Origin of the sequence: Allobosea rubneri (genome assembly GCF_032464875.1) — a bacterium.
Taxonomy (GTDB): domain Bacteria; phylum Pseudomonadota; class Alphaproteobacteria; order Rhizobiales; family Beijerinckiaceae; genus Allobosea; species Allobosea rubneri.
The window spans coordinates 1-17,130 of the sequence record NZ_JAWDID010000023.1; the positions used below are offsets into that span (position 1 = coordinate 1).

Here is a 17,130-nt window from a genome sequence, read left to right on the forward strand (position 1 = left end):
CGCCCGCGCCAGCAGGACGCGCATGCGCTCGCCGCCCCTTCGCCGATCTCGGACCGTCCGACCGGGCCGCGATCGCGCGCGCCATGGACGCCGCCGATGTCACCGCCTTCGCCGAGCGCACGCTCGACAGCCTCTCGGGCGGCGAGCGCATGCGCGTCCTGCTGGCGCGGGCGCTCGCGGTCGAAGCCCCGATGCTGCTGGCGGACGAGCCGCTCGCCGGGCTCGACCCGCTGCACCAGCTCGAGTCGATGGCGCTGCTGCGGCGCACCGCGCATGCCGGCGCCGGCGTGGTCGTCGTTCTGCACGATCTCAGCCTCGCCGGGCGCTTCTGCGACCGTCTCGTCCTGCTCGATCAGGGCCGCGTGCTCGCGGACGGCTCCCCCGATTCCGTCCTCGGCGACGCCAATCTCGCCCGGGCCTTCGGCATCGAGGTCGCGCGCGGCGAACATGACGGCCAGCCCTATGCCCTGCCCTGGCGGGCGATTCCCCGCAAAGACGAGACATTCTCATGACGAAGAGCGACATCACCGGCTTCATCCGTGAGCAGTTGCGGACGCAGAGCTCGCAATGGAATCTCGGTACCTTCGGCGCTATCGCCGAGTTCCAGCGCGATCCCAACGAGGCTTTCGTGCTGACCGACGAGCATAGCCGGCTCGCGGCGACCACTACGCGTGGCGGCGTCGGTTTCGGCGATCTCTCCGCCGTCCGGCTCTTTGCCTCGGAAACCGCGATCGGCCAGAGCTGGAGCCACCGCATCGCGCTCTGCCTGCCGGCCGATGCCTGCGCCATGAACCGCCGTACGGCCCTGACCGAGCTCGGCCCCGACAGCGAGGCGCTCCGGCCGCAGGACCGGGGCGGCATCCTGTTCGACATGGGGCTCGGCACGCTGCAGGCCGACATCTGCATCCGAACCCCCGATCCCAGCCTGATCGGCGTGCTGCGCTCGGCCGCCGGGCGCTCGCTGTTCGAGCCCGGCAATCCCGCCATGGGCGCGATCGTCGCCGCCGGGCCGCATCGCGTCTTCACGGCGCGCTTCGGCCGCTGCGAAGTCTACCAGCCGATCCCGCCGGCCGACGGCAAAAGCCCCGAAGGCCCGCACACCCATGTCCTGCCGAAGCTGTTGCGCTCGGGCCGCACCCATGCCGCGACCGAGCCGGTGCCCGACGGTTTCGTGCCCTGCGCCCATCTCGTGCCGGCCCATTCGCTCAAGGACGCGCTCGGCCGTCGCCAGCCCTGGGACCAGCAGGCCCATGACGCCTTCCAGGCGATGCTCGACGAATACGGCGATGTCCGGCTGCTCGCCCTGAAGTCGCGGCTCGCGGCGGCCATGGCCTCAGGCGCTCCGGCCGATGCGGCCGCGATCCCGGATGATCGCTTCGGCAGGCACGCCGCCAGGGTGCTGCTGCGGCAGCTGGTTCAGAGCGAGCGTCCCCCGGCCAGCGACTGGCTTGCCCTGCTCGAAGGCGAGAGCGGCGAGAAGGAGGAGCCCGCAGCCGACGCCGACGATTACGGCCACGGCTGAAACGAGGCGTCGCCCGGCGGGGGCCGAACCGCTGCCGGAGAAGCCTAACTTCTTGCGGGCTCGCGGGAGATTCGCAGGCGCCGACTCTGGACGAGCGGCGGACCAGTTACTCGCCTCAGTCGAGCAGCTCGCGAAGCCGCGTGGCCAGCTCGCGCGCCGTATAGGGTTTCTTCAGCCAGCCGCCCTCGGCGAGGTCGCGCCCCGGCAGCCCGGGTTCGGCATAGCCGGAGGTGAACAGCACCTTGATCTCCGGGCGAAGCGCACGTGCCTCCTTGGCCAGCTCGTCGCCGAGCATGCCGCCGGGCATCACGATATCGGTGAAGAGCAGATCGATCTCGGGATGCTGCCCGAGCAAGGCGAGCGCCTGGGCTCCTGTCGCAGCTTCGATGACGCGATAGCCCTCGGTCTCGAGTCTGGCGACCGCCACCCGCCTCACCCTGGCGTCGTCCTCGACCACCAGGATCAGTTCGCGGCTCTGCGGCTGGCTGGCTGCGGGCCGGGCTTCTTCCGGCAGTTGCTCCGGCTGCACCGGAGCAGGCGCGGCAGCCGGCAGGAAAAGCTGCAGCGTCGTGCCCTTGCCGAGCTCGCTCTGGAGCTGGAGATCGCCGCCTGACTGGCGGGCGAAGCCGAAGGCCATGCTGAGGCCGAGCCCGGTGCCGGCGCCGACACCCTTGGTGGTGAAGAACGGCTCGAAGGCACGCTGCTGCACCTCGGCGCTCATGCCGATCCCGGTATCGGCGACGCTGAGCAGGACATAATCGCCGATGCGTAGCTGCGGATGCTCCTGGGCGTAGTCGGCATCGAGCCGCCGGCGCGAGATCTCGACCGTGAGGCGGCCGCCGCGCGGCATCGCATCGCGCGCGTTGAGCGCGAGATTGAGTAAGGCGTTCTGCAACTGCGCGCCATCGACGAGGGCGGTGTGCCCGGCGCCGGTGACGACGGTGCGCAATTCGATGGCTTCGCCGAGTGTGCGTCGCAGCAGGTCAGCGAAATTCGAGACGAGCTGGCCGATATCGGTGAGCTTGGGCGTGAGCGTCTGGCGCCGGCCGAAGGCGAGCAGCTGGCCGGTCAGCTTGGCGCCGTCCTCGGCTGCATCCTGCGCCTCGCGCAGCAGCACGCGCAGATCCTTGTCGTCGAGGCGGCGCTCGATCATCTCGAGATTGCCGCTGATCACCGTCAGCAGGTTGTTGAAGTCATGGGCGATGCCGCCGGTGAGCTGGCCGACCGCTTCCATCTTCTGGGCCTGGCGCAATTCCTCCTCCATCTTGTGGCGGCTCGTCAGGTCCCGGATGAAGCCGGTGAAGATGCGCTTGCCATTGGTCGCGGCCTCGCCGATGGCAAGCTCCATCGGGAAGGTGGTGCCGTCCTTGCGCTGGCCGGTGACGACGCGGCCGAAGCCGATGATGCGGCGCTCGCCGGTCGCGACGTAACGCGCGATATAGCCGTCATGCCGATCGCGATCGGGATTGGGCATGAGCAGGCGGACATTGCGGCCGCAGACCTCGTCGGCGCTGTAGCCGAACAGCTTTTCCGCCGCCTTGCTGAAGGAGATCATCTCGCCGGCGTCGTCGATCACGACCATCGCCTCGGGCACGGTTTCGAGGATCGAGCGCAGATGCGATTCGCGGGCGGCGAGATCGTCCTGGGCGTATTTCAGGTCGCTGATGTCGATATTCTTGGCGACGATCACCGGATCGGCGGCGCCATCCGGCAGCAGGGCGACGCAGCGGCTGGCGACGAAGACCGGGCGGCCGCTGCGATGCCTCTGCCGCAGCTCGCCATGCCAAGTGCCCTGATCCCGCAGCCGGGCAGCCATCGCCTCCGGCGAGCCCTCGCAGACAGTGCCGAGCAGTTCCTGGACATTGCGCCCCACCGCTTCCGCGGCACTCCAGCCGTAGAGCTGTTCGCAGCCGGCGGTCCAGCGCGCGATCCGGCCTTCGAGATCGTGGACGACGATGTTGGCGCCGTCGAGAATCCGGACGAGCTCGTCGATGCTGCCCCAGCTCGTGGCTTTCGGTTGGGTTGCGCTGGTCATCCGGCCTCGCGAGGGATCAGTGGGGCCAGGCGGCCAGCCGTGCCGCGCCCGTGCCGCGGGGCGAAGTATCGGTGTCGTCTTCAGCGCCGGCAAGCCGGGCGAGCGTCGCCGGCCGGCGAATCGCCAGGGCGTGCCGCCCTTCGGGCGCGATCACGCCGCGCTGCGTTAGATTGGTGAAGGTGCGCGAGACCGTCTCGATGGTCAGGCCGAGATGGTCGGCGATGTCGGTGCGGCTCATCGGAAGCGGGATCGAGGCCGCGGACTTGCCGCCTTCGGCGAAGCGCTGCATCTGCCGCAGCAGGAAGCCGCAGACCCGCTCCTCGGCGCCGCGGCGGGCGAGCAGCATCGCATGCTCCTGCGCGGCGGCGACCTCCTCGCAGAGCGCGGCGATGAATTCGCGGGTCAGGGCGGGCGATGCCTCGGTCAGGGCGCGGAAGCGGCAGCGCTCGATCCGGCGCAGGCTGACCTCGCTCACCGGCTCGGCCGTGGCCGGGCAATGCTCGTCCGGAGCGAGGCCGATGATGTCGCCCTCCTGGGCGAAACCGACGATGATCCGGCGCCCGTCCGGCAGGATGCGGTAGAGCCGCAGTACGCCCTTCAGCACCTCGAAGACATGCCGCGACCGGTCACCTTCCCAGAACAGCGTCGCGCCGGGCTCGAGGCTCTCGAGCGGCTGGCCTGCGAACAGGCCGCGCAGGCTGGGCTCAGCCGGGGTGCCGGCGAGGATCGGGGCATGCCCCGGCAGGCTGGAAACCGCGCTTGCAATGATCATGGCCACCGTCTTCGTCTCCGATCCGATGGTGGCAATTGAACGCGCCTGCGTGACGCCGGAACGATGCGCATGTTACCGTGCGTGCTGAATTGCAACGGATTGTAACAGCCTTGGCCCGCCCGCTTTCGTCCCTATCCAGCCATGGCTGAATCGCAGAGCCGTGCCGAGCACATCCTCGTCGTCGACGACGACCCCCGCATCCGGCAGATGCTGATCCGCTATTTCGAGGGCGAGGGCTATCGCGTCAGCGCGGTCGGCGACGGCCGCGGCATGCGCGAGACGCTGCAGCGCGGCGGGGTCGACATCGTCCTGCTCGATCTCGTCCTGCCAGGCGGCGAGGACGGGCTGATGCTGGCACGCGAGATTCGCGCCGGTTCCGACCTGCCGATCATCATGCTGACCGGCCGCGACGATGTCGTCGACCGCATCGTCGGGCTCGAGATCGGCGCCGACGATTACATCCCCAAGCCGTTCCATCTGCGCGAGGTGCTGGCCCGGCTGCGAACGGTGCTGCGCCGCCGGCCGCGCGCTGAGCCGCCCGCCCCGAAAGCGACAGGCGAGCTCATTCGCTTCGACGGCTGGCAGCTCGATCTGGCGCGGCGGCAATTGCTCGACCCCGCCGGGGCCGAGATCATGTTGACCACCGGCGAGTTCGACATTCTGGCGGTGCTGGCGGGCCATCCCGGGCGGGTGTTTTCCCGCGACATGCTGATGGAGCGTACCCGCGGGCGCACGCACGAGGTCTTCGACCGGTCGATCGACGCGCAGATCGCCAGGCTCCGCAAGAAGGTCGAGCCTGACCCGAAGGCGCCGACCCTGATCAAGTCGGTGCGCGGCGTCGGCTATGTCTTCACCGGCAGGCCCGCCGACTGAAGCGCCGAACCTGCTCCGTGCCGCCGCACACGCGGTCAGCGCGCGGCGTCGGCCAGGGCGTTGGTGAGGCCGAGCACGCGCGACAGTCCGGTCATGTCGGGCAGAACCGGGGTCGCGGGCGGGAACGGGTTGGCTATCCCTTCGGCAACGATGCCGACGAAGGGCATGCCCAGGCTGCGGGCGGCGTGGAATTCGGTGGTCGAATCGCCGATCGCGACCATGCGGCTGGGATCATGGCCATGCTCGGCGGCGAGCGTAGCGAAGGCTGCCGGCTTCAGGGTCGGCGCGCCAATGACGCGCTGGAAGAAGTGGCGCAGGCCGCGACGCTCGACGATCGCCTCGAGTTCCTCCTGCGGCGTCCCGGAGACCAGATGCAGCGGCAGGCGTGCAGCCGCCTCGTTCAGGAATTCGAGCGCGCCCGGGATCAGCCGACAGGCGACGACCTTCTCGTAGACGATGGCGCGGTAGCGCTCCGCCAGGGCCTCGATCGCGGCCGGGTCGGCCCCGCGCCCGAACAGCGCGACCTCGAAATGGCGGAACTTTTCGCGCCGGCTGACGCCGCCATGGGCGTGGTGATAGCGGTCGATCTCGCTGCGCTGCTCCGGCGTCGCCTCGGGATAGGCGTCCTGGAAGGCCTGCGACTTGATCTCGACGGAATCGACGATGACCCCGTCGAAGTCGAGCACGACGCTCAATGGCACAGCCTGCATCTTGATCTTCGCTCCCTGGCCGGAAACCGGCCGGCCCGATCAGGCACCAGTTCACCTTGCCGCCGCCGGGGTCAAGCGCCGCAGGGCGGGCATCGGGGTTGCGCAGGGTGGCTGGCCGGACGACCTTGGCGCCTGCGACAATGCTGGCCGAGCAGTCGATGGAGGCGCGCCGGTGCCGGAGACGAAGGTCGACAAGGCTGATGTCGAGGCCGGGCCAAGAACCGGCCCGCAGCGCATGCGTCTCTCCAGTCTCTGGCGGGAGCGGCTCGACCTGTCGCTGGTCGCGATCGCGCTGGCTGGTCTGGTCGTCGGCGGTGCCCTCTGGTGGCGCGGCGCGGATGCCGGCTGGGCCTGGACGCTCGCGACGCTGCCCGTCCTCGCCGCCCTGCTGGTGCAGATCGCCGGTTCCCTGCGCCGGGGCGATGTCGGGCTCGACATCGTCGCCGCCCTGTCGATGAGCGCGGCATTGCTGTTCGGCGAGGCGCTCGCCGGCAATGTCGTCGCGCTGATGTATGCCGGCGGGCAATTGCTCGAAGCCTACGCGCAGGGGCGGGCGCGACGGGAGATGTCGTCCCTGCTCGGCCGCGTCGCCTTCACCGCGATGCGCTATCGCGATGGCGGGCTGGAGGAGGTGCCGACCGCCGAGCTGCGCCAGGGCGACCGTTTGCTGATCCGCACCGGCGATGTGCTGCCGGTCGACGGGCATGTCGCCGAGGGCGTCGCGGTGCTCGATCTGTCGGCGCTGACCGGAGAATCGCTGCCGCAGACCCTCGAACGCGGCATGGATGCGCTGAGCGGTGCGACCCTCGTCGGAGCGCCCTTCGATCTGATCGCCAGCCGTCCGGCGGCGGAAAGCACCTATGCCGGCATCGTCCGGCTGGTCGAGCAGGCGCAGGAGAGCAAGGCGCCGATGGCGCGGCTGGCCGACCGCTACGCCATCGGTTTCCTCGTGCTGACCCTGGCCATAGCCGGCGCCGCCTGGCTGTTCAGCGGCGATCCGATCCGGGCGCTCGCCGTGCTGGTCGTCGCGACGCCATGTCCGCTGATCCTCGCGGTTCCCGTCGCGATCATCTCCGGCATCTCGAAGAGCGCCCGCAGCGGCGCGCTGGTCAAGGATGGCGGCGTGCTGGAGGCGCTGGCGCGCATTCGCATCGCGGTGCTCGACAAGACCGGGACGGTGACGCAAGGCCGGCCGACGATCATCGGCATCCGCGCGGTCAACGGCTTCTCGCAGGACGAGGTCCTGGCACTGGCGGCGAGCCTCGACCAGGCTTCGGCGCATGTCGTCGCGACCTCGCTGATCAAGGCGGCGACCGAGGCCGGGCTGGCGCTGAAGCCGCCAACGGAGATCGCGGAGACGCCCGGCAAGGGCATCGAGGGCAAGGTCGGCGACCGGCGCGTCGCGCTCGGTGGTGGCGGTTATGTCGGCCGGCGCAGCACCGGCGGGGATGCCGATGCGCTCGCCGCCGACGCGCCGCCGGGCGCGCTGATGGTGGCGGTCGCCGCCGATGGGGTGCTGGCTGGCGTCATCCTGCTGCAGGACCAGCTCCGCGAGGATGCGCGGGGGACGCTCGAAACCCTGCGACAGGCGGGGGTCGAGCGGATCGTGCTCGCCTCCGGCGATGTCGGCGAGATCGCGCGTGCGGTCGGGGCGAGCCTCGGGGTCGATACGGTGCTCGGCGATCTGACGCCCGAAGGCAAGGTCGCGGTCATCCGGGATGAAGAGCGGGCCGGGCCGGTGATGATGGTCGGCGACGGCGTCAATGACGCGCCCGCGCTGGCGGCGGCGAGCGTCGGCGTCGCGATGGGCGCGCGCGGTGCCGCCGCTTCCTCCGAGGCGGCGGGCGTCGTCCTGCTGGTCGATGCGCTGGAGCCGCTGGCGAAGGCGCTCGCCTCGGCGCGGCGGACGCGCATGATCGCCCTGCAGAGCGTCTTCGTCGGGCTCGGGCTCTCCGTGCTCGGCATGCTGGTCGCGGCCCTGGGCTATCTCCCGCCGGTCCACGGCGCGCTGTTCCAGGAGGCGATCGACATCGTCGTGATCCTCAACGCCCTGCGCGCGCTGCGCTAGGAGTTGGCGGGTTCGTCTCCGGCCAGAATGGCCAGTCGGCCGCCCCCTTCTCAGGCCCTGATCGCGTCAAAGCTCTCGGCGCTGGCGAGCTTCCAGGCCGAGGCATAGAACTCGCCGTCGACGCCCTTCTCGAGCAGGCTGCCCGGTTCGAGGAAGCGGTGGAGCTGCGAGAACAGCTTGATCTCGGTCGTGCTGGTGCGGCGCACCAGATGGTGCGGCCCAAGCTCGGAGGGGTGGCTGACGCCGGCGGCGGCGAGCATCTCGGCCAGCGCCTTCAGGGTGTTGCGGTGGAAATTGTGCACGCGCTGCGCCTTGTCTGGCACGACGAGGGCGCGCTGGCGCAGCGCGTCCTGTGTCGCGACACCGGTCGGGCAGCGATTGGTATGGCAGCTCTGCGACTGGATGCAGCCGATGGCGAACATGAAGCCGCGTGCCGAATTCACCCAGTCGGCGCCGATGGCGAGGACGCTGGCCATGTCGAAGGCGCTGACCACCTTGCCGCTGGCGCCGAGGCGGATACGGCTGCGCAGATTGGTGCCGACCAGCGTGTTGTGGACGAAGAGCAGGCCTTCGCGCAGGGGCACGCCGAGATGGTCGGTGAATTCGACGGGCGCCGCGCCGGTGCCGCCCTCGGCGCCGTCGACGACGATGAAGTCGGGCAGGATGCCGGTGGCGAGCATCGCCTTGACGATGCCCATGAACTCCCAGGGATGGCCGAGGCAAAGCTTGAAGCCGACCGGCTTGCCGCCCGACAATTCGCGTAGCCTGGCGATGAACTGCATCATCTCGATCGGCGTCGAGAAGGCGCTGTGGCGCGCCGGCGAGACGCAGGTCACGCCCTCCGGCACGCCGCGGGTCAGGGCGATCTCGCGGCTGACCTTGTGGGCCGGCAGGATGCCGCCATGGCCGGGCTTGGCGCCCTGGCTGAGCTTGATCTCGACCATCTTGACCTGCGGATCGCGCGCCTGGGCAGCGAAGCGCTCCGGGTCGAAATGCCCATCCGCGGTGCGGCAGCCGAAATAGCCGCTGCCGAGCTCCCAGATCAGGTCGCCGCCATTCTCGCGGTGATAGGGGCTGATGCTGCCCTCGCCGGTGTCATGGGCGAAGTTGCCGGCCTTGGCACCGCGATTCAGCGCCCGGATCGCATTGGCGCTGAGCGAGCCGAAGCTCATCGCCGAGATGTTCAGCACCGAGCCGGAATAGGGCTGGCTGCATTGCGGCCCGCCGATCTCGATGCGGAAGCCCGCGGGATCGCCGACCGCCGCCGGGCGCATCGAATGGCCGATGAACTCGCAGCCGCCGGCATAGACGTCGACCATGGTGCCGAAGGGGCGGTCGCCATCCTCGTTCTTGGCGCGGGCATAGATCAGCGAGCGCTGGCTGCGCGAGAAGGGTAGCCGGTCATCGTCGCTTTCGAGCAGATATTGCCGAATCTCCGGGCGGATGCCTTCGACGAGGTAACGGATGTGCCCGAGGATCGGATAATTGCGCAGCACCGCATGCTGCGTCTGCAAGAGATCGTAGATTCCGATCGCCGACAGCAGGCCGGCGACCAGCGTCAGCGGCCAGAGCCAGGACCAGAGCGGCAGCAGCAGGAGCGAGCCGAGCGCGACGGCGATGCAGCCGGCAAGCGCGGCGTAGCGATTGAACAGCGAAATGGGCAAGACGGCCGGACCTCGTAAAAGATGCATGCCCCTGGCGGGGCGCGGCCGAGCCTCGGACAAAATCGCGGGCGGGACAATGCCCAGGTGCCGGCGGCACGGCCGGCATCGGCCCTCCTTGCTGCGCGCGCGATGCGTCAGGCCGGGTAGACGAGGCGAAAACCCATATGGCTGGTGCTCGAATCCGGCGCCGAGCCGATGCGGGCAGCGATCCGGTAGCGATGGCAATAGGAGCGATGGCAGAGGAAGGAGCCGCCCTTCAGCACCTGCCGGCGCTCGCTCGCCGCTTCGCGGTTGAGCTGCTGGGCAGCCCGCTTCAGCGAGCGGACGCGGAAGGGCTCGGCGCACCACTCCCAGACATTGCCGCACATATTGTGAAGCCCGTAGCCATTGGGCGGAAAGGACCGGGCCGGAGCCGTGCCGCGATAGCCGTCCGCCGCGCTGTCGACCTGCGGAAAGCTGCCCTGCCAGATATTGCAGGGATAAGGCCCCGCGTCGCCGGGTTCCTCGTCGCCCCAGGGATAGCGCGCACCTTTCATGCCGCCGCGGGCGGCATGCTCCCATTCGGCCTCGCTCGGCAGGCGCCCCCCGGCCCAGCCGGCGAAGGCGAGCGCATCGCGATGCGAGACATGGACGACCGGATGGTCGAGGCGCTGCTCGATCGTCGATCCCGGCCCCGCCGGCTGGCGCCAGCTCGCCCCGTCGACGCGGCACCACCAGGGCGCGCCGTCCGGCCGCTGCAGGGCCGCTGCAGACCCGACGACATCGCGCTCGAAGACGAAGGACCAGCCATACTCCTCGGCCTCGCTGACATAGCCGGTCGCGCCGACGAAGGCGGCGAAGCGGGCATTGGTCACCGCCGCTTCGTCCATCCGATAGGCCGGCAGCTCGGCGAAGCGTCGCGGGCCCTCGCCATCGAGCGGAAAGACCGGCTGGTCGGTACCGATCTCGGCGCGCCCGGCCGGGATCGCGACCGTGACCGTCGCGTCGTGGCCCGCGCCGGAGGCGGTCTGAACCATGCCGGCTGGCTTCGCCGCAGGTAGACGCACGCTGGAAATGCCGCAGCAGCCCGGTTTGGGCTCGGTCGTCGTCAACGCAAGTCTCCGCTATCGGGCGCTGGTGCCGGCCTCAGCAGCAATCTGCGCCGGCACCTGTCAAGGCAGGCAGGCTAAATCGCGCAGCGCTTCGTTGGGGTCAGGGCAGCTTGTGGTTCTCGAAGAAGCCGTCGAGCGGGATCTGCGTCTCCTTCTCGAAGTCGTCCATCGCCTCGACCAGGCGCTGGCGATAGCCGAGCAAAGCGAGGAGGATCTGCGCGGCGTCGCGCGACAGGCCGTAGCGCGACCAGCTCTCGGCCGTGCGCTGCTCGAGCCCGATGCGGGTGCCGAAGGCCTCGACACTGTCGAAGCCGAGGCCGCGCACCACGTCGAGCAGTTCCTCGGCGCTCATCCGCGGCTTGACCAGATGCGAATGCACCCGCTCAAGCACGAGGCGCACATCCGAAGGCCGGAACTGCAGCGAATGGCGCGCCAGTTGCTGCAGATTGCCCGCCTTCGACGTACCCGCGCCGATCGGCCGCCGCGGCCCGCCACCTTCGCCCCGCTCAGCCATGCTTCTGCCCCACGCTCGCCAACAGCGCGTCGGCGGCGCCCTCATCGGTGATCAGAACCTTTGCCGCGCTGGCTCGCAGGGCGGCCCGGATCGCCGGCGCCTTGTTGGTGCCGCCGCCGGCAATGGCGACGAGGCCGATCCCGGTCAGCTCCGACGGGTTCACCGCCATGATGCGCCGGTTCACGGGATGGTCGACCGGCCTGCCCTCGGCGTCGATGAAATGGCAGAGCAGGTCGCCGACCGCACCGGCAGCCCTCAGCGATTCAAGATCCGATTCCGGCACGAGCCCTTCGCGGAACAGGGTCGAGTCCCGCCCGAGGCTGCCGATGCTGAGCAGGGCGACATCGGCGGCGCGGGCGCGAGCCAGCAGGTCGCGCAGGGTCGGCTCACCCCAGAGCGCGTCGCGAATCTCGGCGCTGGAGACGAAGACCGGTGCCGTCAGCTGGAAGCAGTCGGCGCCGAACATATCGGCGACGCGGCGCGCCACGGCCGAGGGATTGATGCTGCGCGAATGGGTCAGGCCGCCGAGCAGCGAGACCACCGACATCGCCTCGATCTGGCGCGGCTGCATGCCACGCAGCGCCTGATGGAGGGTTTCGCCCCAGCCGACGGCGAGCGACATGTTGTCCCGCAGCATGTCCGAGAGCCAGAGCCCGGCGGCGTAGCCGACCAGAGCGGGGATGCTGGCGGCATCGCGCGCCGCCGGTACGACGATCGCCTCTTCGAGCCCGAAGCTGGTGACGAGGCCGCGCTCCAGCGCGGCCTGCCGCGCCGAGCGCGCATCGATGCGGATACGGACGATGCCTTCGTTGCGGGCGGCGGCGAGGATGCGCACGACCTTGATGCGGCTCAGGCCGAGCGCCTCGGCGATCTGCTCCTGCGTCAGGCCCTCGACATAATAGAGCCAGGCCGCGCGGACCTTGTCGTCCGCGACGAGCTCCGTTGCCGCACGGGTTTCGTCTTCCAGCGCCATGAACTCCCCGTCGGTCTCCCGGTCATCGCGGCGCACCATCGCTGTCCGCCGCGGGTTCGGCAATCCCACCGCGATCCTGATCGCTTGACAGCGTCGGCGCAATGATCTTTTGTCTGATTAGATGAACATATGTTCCAAGAAACATCTTTCCGGGCGGAGATGATCTGACGATGGCGGCTGCATTCTCGCCCCCGATGGGCGCATCGCCGACGGCCGGCCTGACGCTGGCCGAGGCGCTCGAACAGCGCGAGCGCGCCGGCAGGCCGGTCCGTGTCGGGCTGATCGGCGCCGGCCAGATGGGCACCGATATCGTCGTGCAGATCGCGCAGATGCCCGGTATCGCGATCGCGGCGGTCGCCGACATCGCGCCGGAACGCGTGGCACAGGCGGCGGCGCTCGCCGGCTCCGCTGCCGACATCGTCTCCGATGCGGCCGGGATCGAGGCCGCCCAGCGCAAGGGCCGCATCGCAGCGACCACCTCGCTCGATCTCATCTGCAATTCGCCGGCCGTCGACGTGATCATCGACGCCACCGGCAACCCCGAAGCCGGCTCTCGGGTGGCGCTGGCCGCGATCGCGGCGCGCAAGCACATCGTGATGATGAATGTCGAAGCCGACATCACCATCGGCTCCTACCTCGCGGCCGAGGCGGCGAAGGCGGGCGTCGTCTACACGCTCGGCGCCGGCGACGAGCCTGCCGCCGCCATGGAGCTGATCAATTTCGTCCGCGCCATGGGCTATCCGGTGGTCGCCGCCGGCAAGGGCAAGAACAACCCGTTCCGGATCGATGCGGTGCCCGCCGACTATGTCGAGGAAGCGACCCGGCGGAACATGAATCCGCGCATGCTGGTCGAGTTCGTCGACGGCTCGAAGACCATGGTCGAGATGGTCGCGATCGCCAATGCCTGCGGCTTCGTGCCCGACATCCCGGGCATGCACGGCCCGGAGGCGCCGCGCGCCGAGCTGCAGAACTATTTCTGCCCGAAGGAGGAGGGTGGCCTGCTCTCCCGCAAGGGCGTCGTCGACTTCACCGTCGCCAAGGGCGTCGCGCCCGGCGTGTTCTGTGTCGCCGAGATGCGCCATCCCAGGGTGCGCGAGCGGATGAGCGACCTGCATCTCGGGCCGGGGCCGTATTACTCCTTCTTCCGTCCCTACCACCTGACCAGCCTGGAAGTGCCGCTCTCGGCGGCGGCCGCGGTGCTGTTCGGGCTGTCTCATATGCGCCCGCTGCCGGTGCCGAGCGCCGAGGTCGGCTGCGTCGCCAAGCGCGACCTTTCCGTCGGCGAGACGCTCGATGCGATCGGCGAGTATGCCTATCGCGGCTTTGCGCTGTCGCGGGCCGATGCGCAGGCGCGCAACGCCCTGCCGATCGGGCTCGCCCAGGGCGCGGCGGTGACGCGGGCGGTGCGCAAGGGCGAGCTGATCACGCTGGCCGATGCGACGCCCGACCAGCGCTTGAAGATCGTCGAGGTGCGACGGGCGCAGGACGCGATGGTCGCCGCGCTCGGCGGGGGAATCCAGGCATGAACGACATCAAGACAGACGCTGCGCAGATCGCGCGGCCGAACCAGCGGCCGGAGCTCGCGGCGCTCGACGATGCGACGCTGCGTACCGCGCTGACCCGGATGCACCTGATCCGGAAGTTCGAGGAGGCGGCCGAGGCGAGCTATATGCGCGGGCTGATCCACGGCACGATGCATCTCTCGATCGGCCAGGAGGCCAGCGCGGTCGGCACGACCCTGCCGCTGCAGGCGCAGGACTACATCCTTTCGACCCATCGCGGCCATGGCCACTGCATCGCGCGCGGCGCCGAGCCGAAGCTGATGTTCGCCGAGTTCTTCGGCAAGGAGACCGGCTACTGCAAGGGCCGCGGCGGCTCGATGCACATCGCCGATGTCGAGGGCGGCAATCTCGGCGCCAACGGCATCGTCGGCGGCGGCCTGCCGATCGCGGTCGGCGTCGGCATGAGCATCAAGGCGCAGAAGAACGGCCGGGTCTGCATGGTCTTCTTCGGCGACGGCGCCTCGAACGAGGGCGCCTTCCACGAGGCGCTCAACATGGCCTCGATCTGGAAGCTGCCGGTCGTCTTCGTCTGCGAGAACAACAAATACGGGATGTCGATGGACATCGCCCGCGCCATGGCCGTCGCCAATGTCGCCGACCGGGCGAGCGCCTATGCGATGCCGGGCCATTGCCTCGACGGCAACGATCTCGCCGGCGTCGCCGCGGTGGCGCGCGAAGCGGTGGCGCGGGCACGCCAGGGCGACGGCCCCTCGCTGATCGAGTGCAAGACCTATCGCTGGCGCGGCCATTCCAAGAGCGATCGCAATCTCTACCGCAGCAAGGAAGAGATCGAGGAATGGCGCGCCCAGGACCCGATCCGGCGGCTAGAGGACGAGCTCAAGGCGCATGACCGTTTCGACGCTGCCGCGCTGATGAAGCTCGAAGAGGATGCCCAGCGCGAGATCGACGCTGCCGTCGAGTTCGCCCGCACCTGCCCGGACCCCGATCCGAAAGACCTGACCCGTGACGTCTATGCCATCTGAGCTGATCGAAGCGCCCGCGGAGCTGCGCGAGCTTTCCTATGCCGAAGCAGTGCGCGAGGCGCTGGCCCAGGCGATGGAGGCCGACAGCCGAGTCTTCCTGTTCGGCGAGGATGTCGGTGTCTATGGCGGCGCCTTCGGCGTCTCCGGCGATCTCGTCCACCGCTTCGGCGCCGAGCGCGTCATCGACACGCCGATCAGCGAGCTCGGCATCGCCGGGGCGGCGGTCGGCGCCGCGATCACCGGCATGCGGCCGGTGGTCGAGATCCAGTTCTCGGATTTCGTCACCCTCGCCATGGAGCAGCTGGTCAACCAGGCGGCGAAGATCCGCTTCATGTTCGGCGGCAAGGCGAGCGTGCCGATGGTGGTGCGGCTGCCCGGCGGCTCGGGCACCGGCGCCGCCGCCCAGCACAGCCAGAGCCTTGAAGCCTGGTTCGCCCATGTGCCGGGGCTGAAGGTGCTGCAGCCGAGCACGCCGCACGATGCCAAGGGCATGCTGCTGGCGGCGATCGACGACCCGAACCCCGTCATGATCTTCGAGCACAAGCTGCTCTACAAGACCAAGGGCCATGTCCCGGCCGAGCCCTATCGCGTGCCGATCGGCAAGGCGGCGATCCGCCGCGAAGGCACCGACATCACCATCGTCGGCTCCTCGATCATGGCGCTGAAGGCGCAGGCAGCCGCGGCCCGGCTCGCGGATGAGGGCGTTTCGGCGGAAGTGATCGACCTGCGCTCGATCCGCCCGATCGACTTCACCACGATCGCCGAAAGCGTGCGCAAGACCCACCGGCTGATGGTGGTCTATGAGGGCGTCAAGACCATGGGCATCGGCGCGGAGATTTCCGCCATGATCGCCGAAAGCGAGGTCTTCGACTTCCTCGACGCGCCGATCGTCCGCCTCGGCGGAGTCGATGCGCCGATCCCCTATAATCCGGTGCTGGAGAAGGCGGCGGTGCCGCAGGAGGACGACATCTTCGCCGCCGCGCTCAACCTCCTGCGCCGCGGAGAGGCCTGATGCCGGTCGAGGTCATCCTCCCCAAGGTCGACATGGACATGGAGACCGGCACGATCGAGGCTTGGCACGTCAAGGAGGGCGATCAGGTCCGCCAGGGCGAAACGATCTTCGAGATCGGCACCAACAAGGCGGTGATGGAGGTCGAGGCGCCGGCGAGTGGGGCCATCCGCCGCATCCGGGCCGAGACCGGCATCGCCATCGCGGTCGGCACACCCGTCGCCTGGATCTATCTCGACGGCGAGGCGCAGGATGCGGCACCGGCGGCCAAGCCTGCCGCGATGCCCGCTCCGCAGCTCGCCGCAGCGGCCGCAGTCGTTGCGAACCAGGCGAGCAATGGCGTCGTTGCCGGCGCTGCTCCAGCGGGCTTGCGCGCCACGCCTCTCGCGCGCCGCGTCGCGCGCCAGAACGGCATCGACCTCAGGACCATTGCCGGCTCCGGGCCGCGCGGGCGGATCGGCGAGGCCGATGTCCGCAGCCATATCGCTGCGGTGGCAGCTCCCGCACCGGTCGCAGTCGATGGCGCCGCCGCGATCTGCCGCAGCGCCGAAGCCCCGGCCGAAACGCTGAAGCCCTTCTCCGCCATTCGCCGCATCGTTGCGACGCGGCTTTCGGAGAGCATGCGCACGGCGCCGCATTTCTACCTCACCAGCGAAATCGAGATGAGCGCCGCGCAAGCGCTGCTGCGCCGACTCGCTCCGCGGCATGAGCGGATCGGCGCGCCGAAGCCGAGCCTGACCGTGCTGATCGCCCGGATCGCCGCCGGCGTGCTCGGCCATCACCCGCTGCTCAACGCCTCGGCGGAAGGCGAGGCGACGCGCTTCCATCAGCGCATCGATGTCGGCATCGCCATGGAGCGCGAAGGTGATCTCGTCGTGCCGGTGTTGCGCGACGCCGGCACGATGGACATGCCGGCCATGGCGCGCGAGTTCGCGCGGCTGCGCGAGGGGGTGGCGAAGCGCAGCCTGACGCCGGCCGAGCTCGGCGGCGGCACCTTCACCATCTCCAATCTCGGCATGTACGGCGTCGACAGCTTCACCGCGATCATCAACCCGCCGCAGGGCGCGATCCTGGCCGTCGGCCGCACGGTCGAGAAGCCGGTCGGCCGGGACGGGCAGATCGTGCTGCGGCCGATGGCGAACTTCACGCTGTCATCGGACCATCGCATCATCGACGGAGTGACGGCGGCGCGCTTCATGGCCGATCTGCGCGAGGCGCTGGAGAACCCGGAAGTGCTCTTGTGAGGGATGCAGGCCACCATGCCGGCGATGCGGCATGGTGGCGGGAAAGACGAACTGATAGCCAGCAGTGACGAAGATCGTCCGTCGCCCTAAGGCGGTAAGGACGACTGATA

Annotated in this window: 15 protein-coding genes; 8 read left to right on the forward strand and 7 right to left on the reverse strand. The window is 69.5% G+C overall.

Annotation, left to right across the window (positions count from 1 at the left end):
- Positions 1-512: ABC transporter ATP-binding protein (locus tag RKE40_RS15720; RefSeq protein WP_316019174.1), on the forward strand; the 512-nt coding region annotated here is incomplete at its 5' end.
- Positions 509-1,522 (forward strand): DUF6925 family protein, encoded by a 1,014-nt coding sequence (locus RKE40_RS15725; protein ID WP_316019175.1) that lies wholly within the window; start codon positions 509-511, stop codon positions 1,520-1,522. The genes RKE40_RS15720 and RKE40_RS15725, both read left to right, overlap by 4 nt.
- 115 nt (positions 1,523-1,637) lie before the next feature.
- Here RKE40_RS15725 and RKE40_RS15730 read toward each other — a convergent pair whose 3' ends face one another.
- Both RKE40_RS15730 and RKE40_RS15735 read right to left on the reverse strand, forming a co-directional pair.
- The gene (locus RKE40_RS15730) at positions 1,638-3,557 is read right to left on the reverse strand and encodes a PAS domain S-box protein (protein WP_316019176.1); all 1,920 of its coding nucleotides are present in this window, start codon (positions 3,555-3,557) and stop codon (positions 1,638-1,640) included.
- 16 nt (positions 3,558-3,573) lie between these two features.
- Positions 3,574-4,329 (reverse strand): Crp/Fnr family transcriptional regulator, encoded by a 756-nt coding sequence (locus RKE40_RS15735; protein ID WP_316019247.1) that lies wholly within the window; start codon positions 4,327-4,329, stop codon positions 3,574-3,576.
- 141 nt (positions 4,330-4,470) lie between these two features.
- Here RKE40_RS15735 and RKE40_RS15740 point away from each other — a divergent pair, with 141 nt between their 5' ends.
- The gene (locus tag RKE40_RS15740) at positions 4,471-5,202 is read left to right on the forward strand and encodes a response regulator (protein WP_316019177.1); all 732 of its coding nucleotides are present in this window, start codon (positions 4,471-4,473) and stop codon (positions 5,200-5,202) included.
- A gap of 35 nt (positions 5,203-5,237) precedes the next feature.
- Here the strand turns inward: RKE40_RS15740 and RKE40_RS15745 are convergent, their stop codons facing one another.
- A complete protein-coding gene (locus tag RKE40_RS15745) occupies positions 5,238-5,912 on the reverse strand; it encodes an HAD family hydrolase (RefSeq protein ID WP_316019178.1) in 675 nt (224 codons plus the stop codon).
- A gap of 172 nt (positions 5,913-6,084) precedes the next feature.
- Between RKE40_RS15745 and RKE40_RS15750 the strand changes: the two genes are divergently transcribed.
- Complete coding sequence (locus RKE40_RS15750; RefSeq protein ID WP_316019179.1) at positions 6,085-7,980, forward strand: heavy metal translocating P-type ATPase; 1,896 nt, start codon at positions 6,085-6,087, stop codon at positions 7,978-7,980.
- A 50-nt stretch (positions 7,981-8,030) separates the two neighbouring features.
- Here RKE40_RS15750 and RKE40_RS15755 read toward each other — a convergent pair whose 3' ends face one another.
- From RKE40_RS15755 to RKE40_RS15770, 4 genes are all read right to left on the reverse strand, one after another.
- Positions 8,031-9,671, reverse strand: coding sequence for an FMN-binding glutamate synthase family protein (locus RKE40_RS15755; RefSeq protein WP_316019180.1), 1,641 nt, complete (start codon positions 9,669-9,671; stop codon positions 8,031-8,033).
- Positions 9,672-9,778: 107 nt separating this feature from the next.
- Positions 9,779-10,660, reverse strand: coding sequence for a formylglycine-generating enzyme family protein (locus tag RKE40_RS15760; protein ID WP_316019181.1), 882 nt, complete (start codon positions 10,658-10,660; stop codon positions 9,779-9,781).
- Between the two features lie 175 nt (positions 10,661-10,835).
- Positions 10,836-11,249 (reverse strand): hypothetical protein, encoded by a 414-nt coding sequence (locus tag RKE40_RS15765; protein WP_316019182.1) that lies wholly within the window; start codon positions 11,247-11,249, stop codon positions 10,836-10,838.
- Complete coding sequence (locus RKE40_RS15770; RefSeq protein ID WP_316019183.1) at positions 11,242-12,261, reverse strand: sugar-binding transcriptional regulator; 1,020 nt, start codon at positions 12,259-12,261, stop codon at positions 11,242-11,244. The genes RKE40_RS15765 and RKE40_RS15770 overlap by 8 nt, the downstream gene beginning before the upstream one ends.
- A 131-nt stretch (positions 12,262-12,392) precedes the next feature.
- Here RKE40_RS15770 and RKE40_RS15775 point away from each other — a divergent pair, with 131 nt between their 5' ends.
- Genes RKE40_RS15775 through RKE40_RS15790 form a run of 4 tightly spaced genes read left to right on the forward strand, consistent with a single transcriptional unit; the run spans position 12,393 to position 17,020 of the window.
- Positions 12,393-13,748 (forward strand): NAD(P)H-dependent oxidoreductase, encoded by a 1,356-nt coding sequence (locus RKE40_RS15775; protein ID WP_316019184.1) that lies wholly within the window; start codon positions 12,393-12,395, stop codon positions 13,746-13,748.
- Positions 13,745-14,767 (forward strand): thiamine pyrophosphate-dependent dehydrogenase E1 component subunit alpha, encoded by a 1,023-nt coding sequence (locus tag RKE40_RS15780; protein ID WP_316019185.1) that lies wholly within the window; start codon positions 13,745-13,747, stop codon positions 14,765-14,767. The genes RKE40_RS15775 and RKE40_RS15780 overlap by 4 nt, the downstream gene beginning before the upstream one ends.
- The gene (locus tag RKE40_RS15785; RefSeq protein WP_291646031.1) at positions 14,757-15,779 is read left to right on the forward strand and encodes an alpha-ketoacid dehydrogenase subunit beta; all 1,023 of its coding nucleotides are present in this window, start codon (positions 14,757-14,759) and stop codon (positions 15,777-15,779) included. Before RKE40_RS15780 ends, RKE40_RS15785 begins: the two co-directional genes overlap by 11 nt.
- Positions 15,779-17,020 carry a dihydrolipoamide acetyltransferase family protein gene (locus tag RKE40_RS15790; RefSeq protein ID WP_316019186.1) on the forward strand — a complete coding sequence of 414 codons (1,242 nt, stop codon included), beginning with the start codon at positions 15,779-15,781 and terminating at the stop codon, positions 17,018-17,020. The genes RKE40_RS15785 and RKE40_RS15790 overlap by 1 nt, the downstream gene beginning before the upstream one ends.
- Positions 17,021-17,130 lie beyond the last annotated feature (110 nt).

Coding starts and splice junctions, on each gene's coding strand:
- RKE40_RS15725 (WP_316019175.1), top strand. CDS start 509: ATGACGAAGAGCGACATCACCGGCTTCATCCGTGAGCAGTTGCGGACG.
- RKE40_RS15730 (WP_316019176.1), bottom strand. CDS start 3,557: ATGACCAGCGCAACCCAACCGAAAGCCACGAGCTGGGGCAGCATCGAC.
- RKE40_RS15735 (WP_316019247.1), bottom strand. CDS start 4,329: ATGATCATTGCAAGCGCGGTTTCCAGCCTGCCGGGGCATGCCCCGATC.
- RKE40_RS15740 (WP_316019177.1), top strand. CDS start 4,471: ATGGCTGAATCGCAGAGCCGTGCCGAGCACATCCTCGTCGTCGACGAC.
- RKE40_RS15745 (WP_316019178.1), bottom strand. CDS start 5,912: ATGCAGGCTGTGCCATTGAGCGTCGTGCTCGACTTCGACGGGGTCATC.
- RKE40_RS15755 (WP_316019180.1), bottom strand. CDS start 9,671: ATGCATCTTTTACGAGGTCCGGCCGTCTTGCCCATTTCGCTGTTCAAT.
- RKE40_RS15760 (WP_316019181.1), bottom strand. CDS start 10,660: ATGGTTCAGACCGCCTCCGGCGCGGGCCACGACGCGACGGTCACGGTC.
- RKE40_RS15765 (WP_316019182.1), bottom strand. CDS start 11,249: ATGGCTGAGCGGGGCGAAGGTGGCGGGCCGCGGCGGCCGATCGGCGCG.
- RKE40_RS15770 (WP_316019183.1), bottom strand. CDS start 12,261: ATGGTGCGCCGCGATGACCGGGAGACCGACGGGGAGTTCATGGCGCTG.
- RKE40_RS15775 (WP_316019184.1), top strand. CDS start 12,393: ATGGCGGCTGCATTCTCGCCCCCGATGGGCGCATCGCCGACGGCCGGC.
- RKE40_RS15780 (WP_316019185.1), top strand. CDS start 13,745: ATGAACGACATCAAGACAGACGCTGCGCAGATCGCGCGGCCGAACCAG.
- RKE40_RS15785 (WP_291646031.1), top strand. CDS start 14,757: ATGCCATCTGAGCTGATCGAAGCGCCCGCGGAGCTGCGCGAGCTTTCC.
- RKE40_RS15790 (WP_316019186.1), top strand. CDS start 15,779: ATGCCGGTCGAGGTCATCCTCCCCAAGGTCGACATGGACATGGAGACC.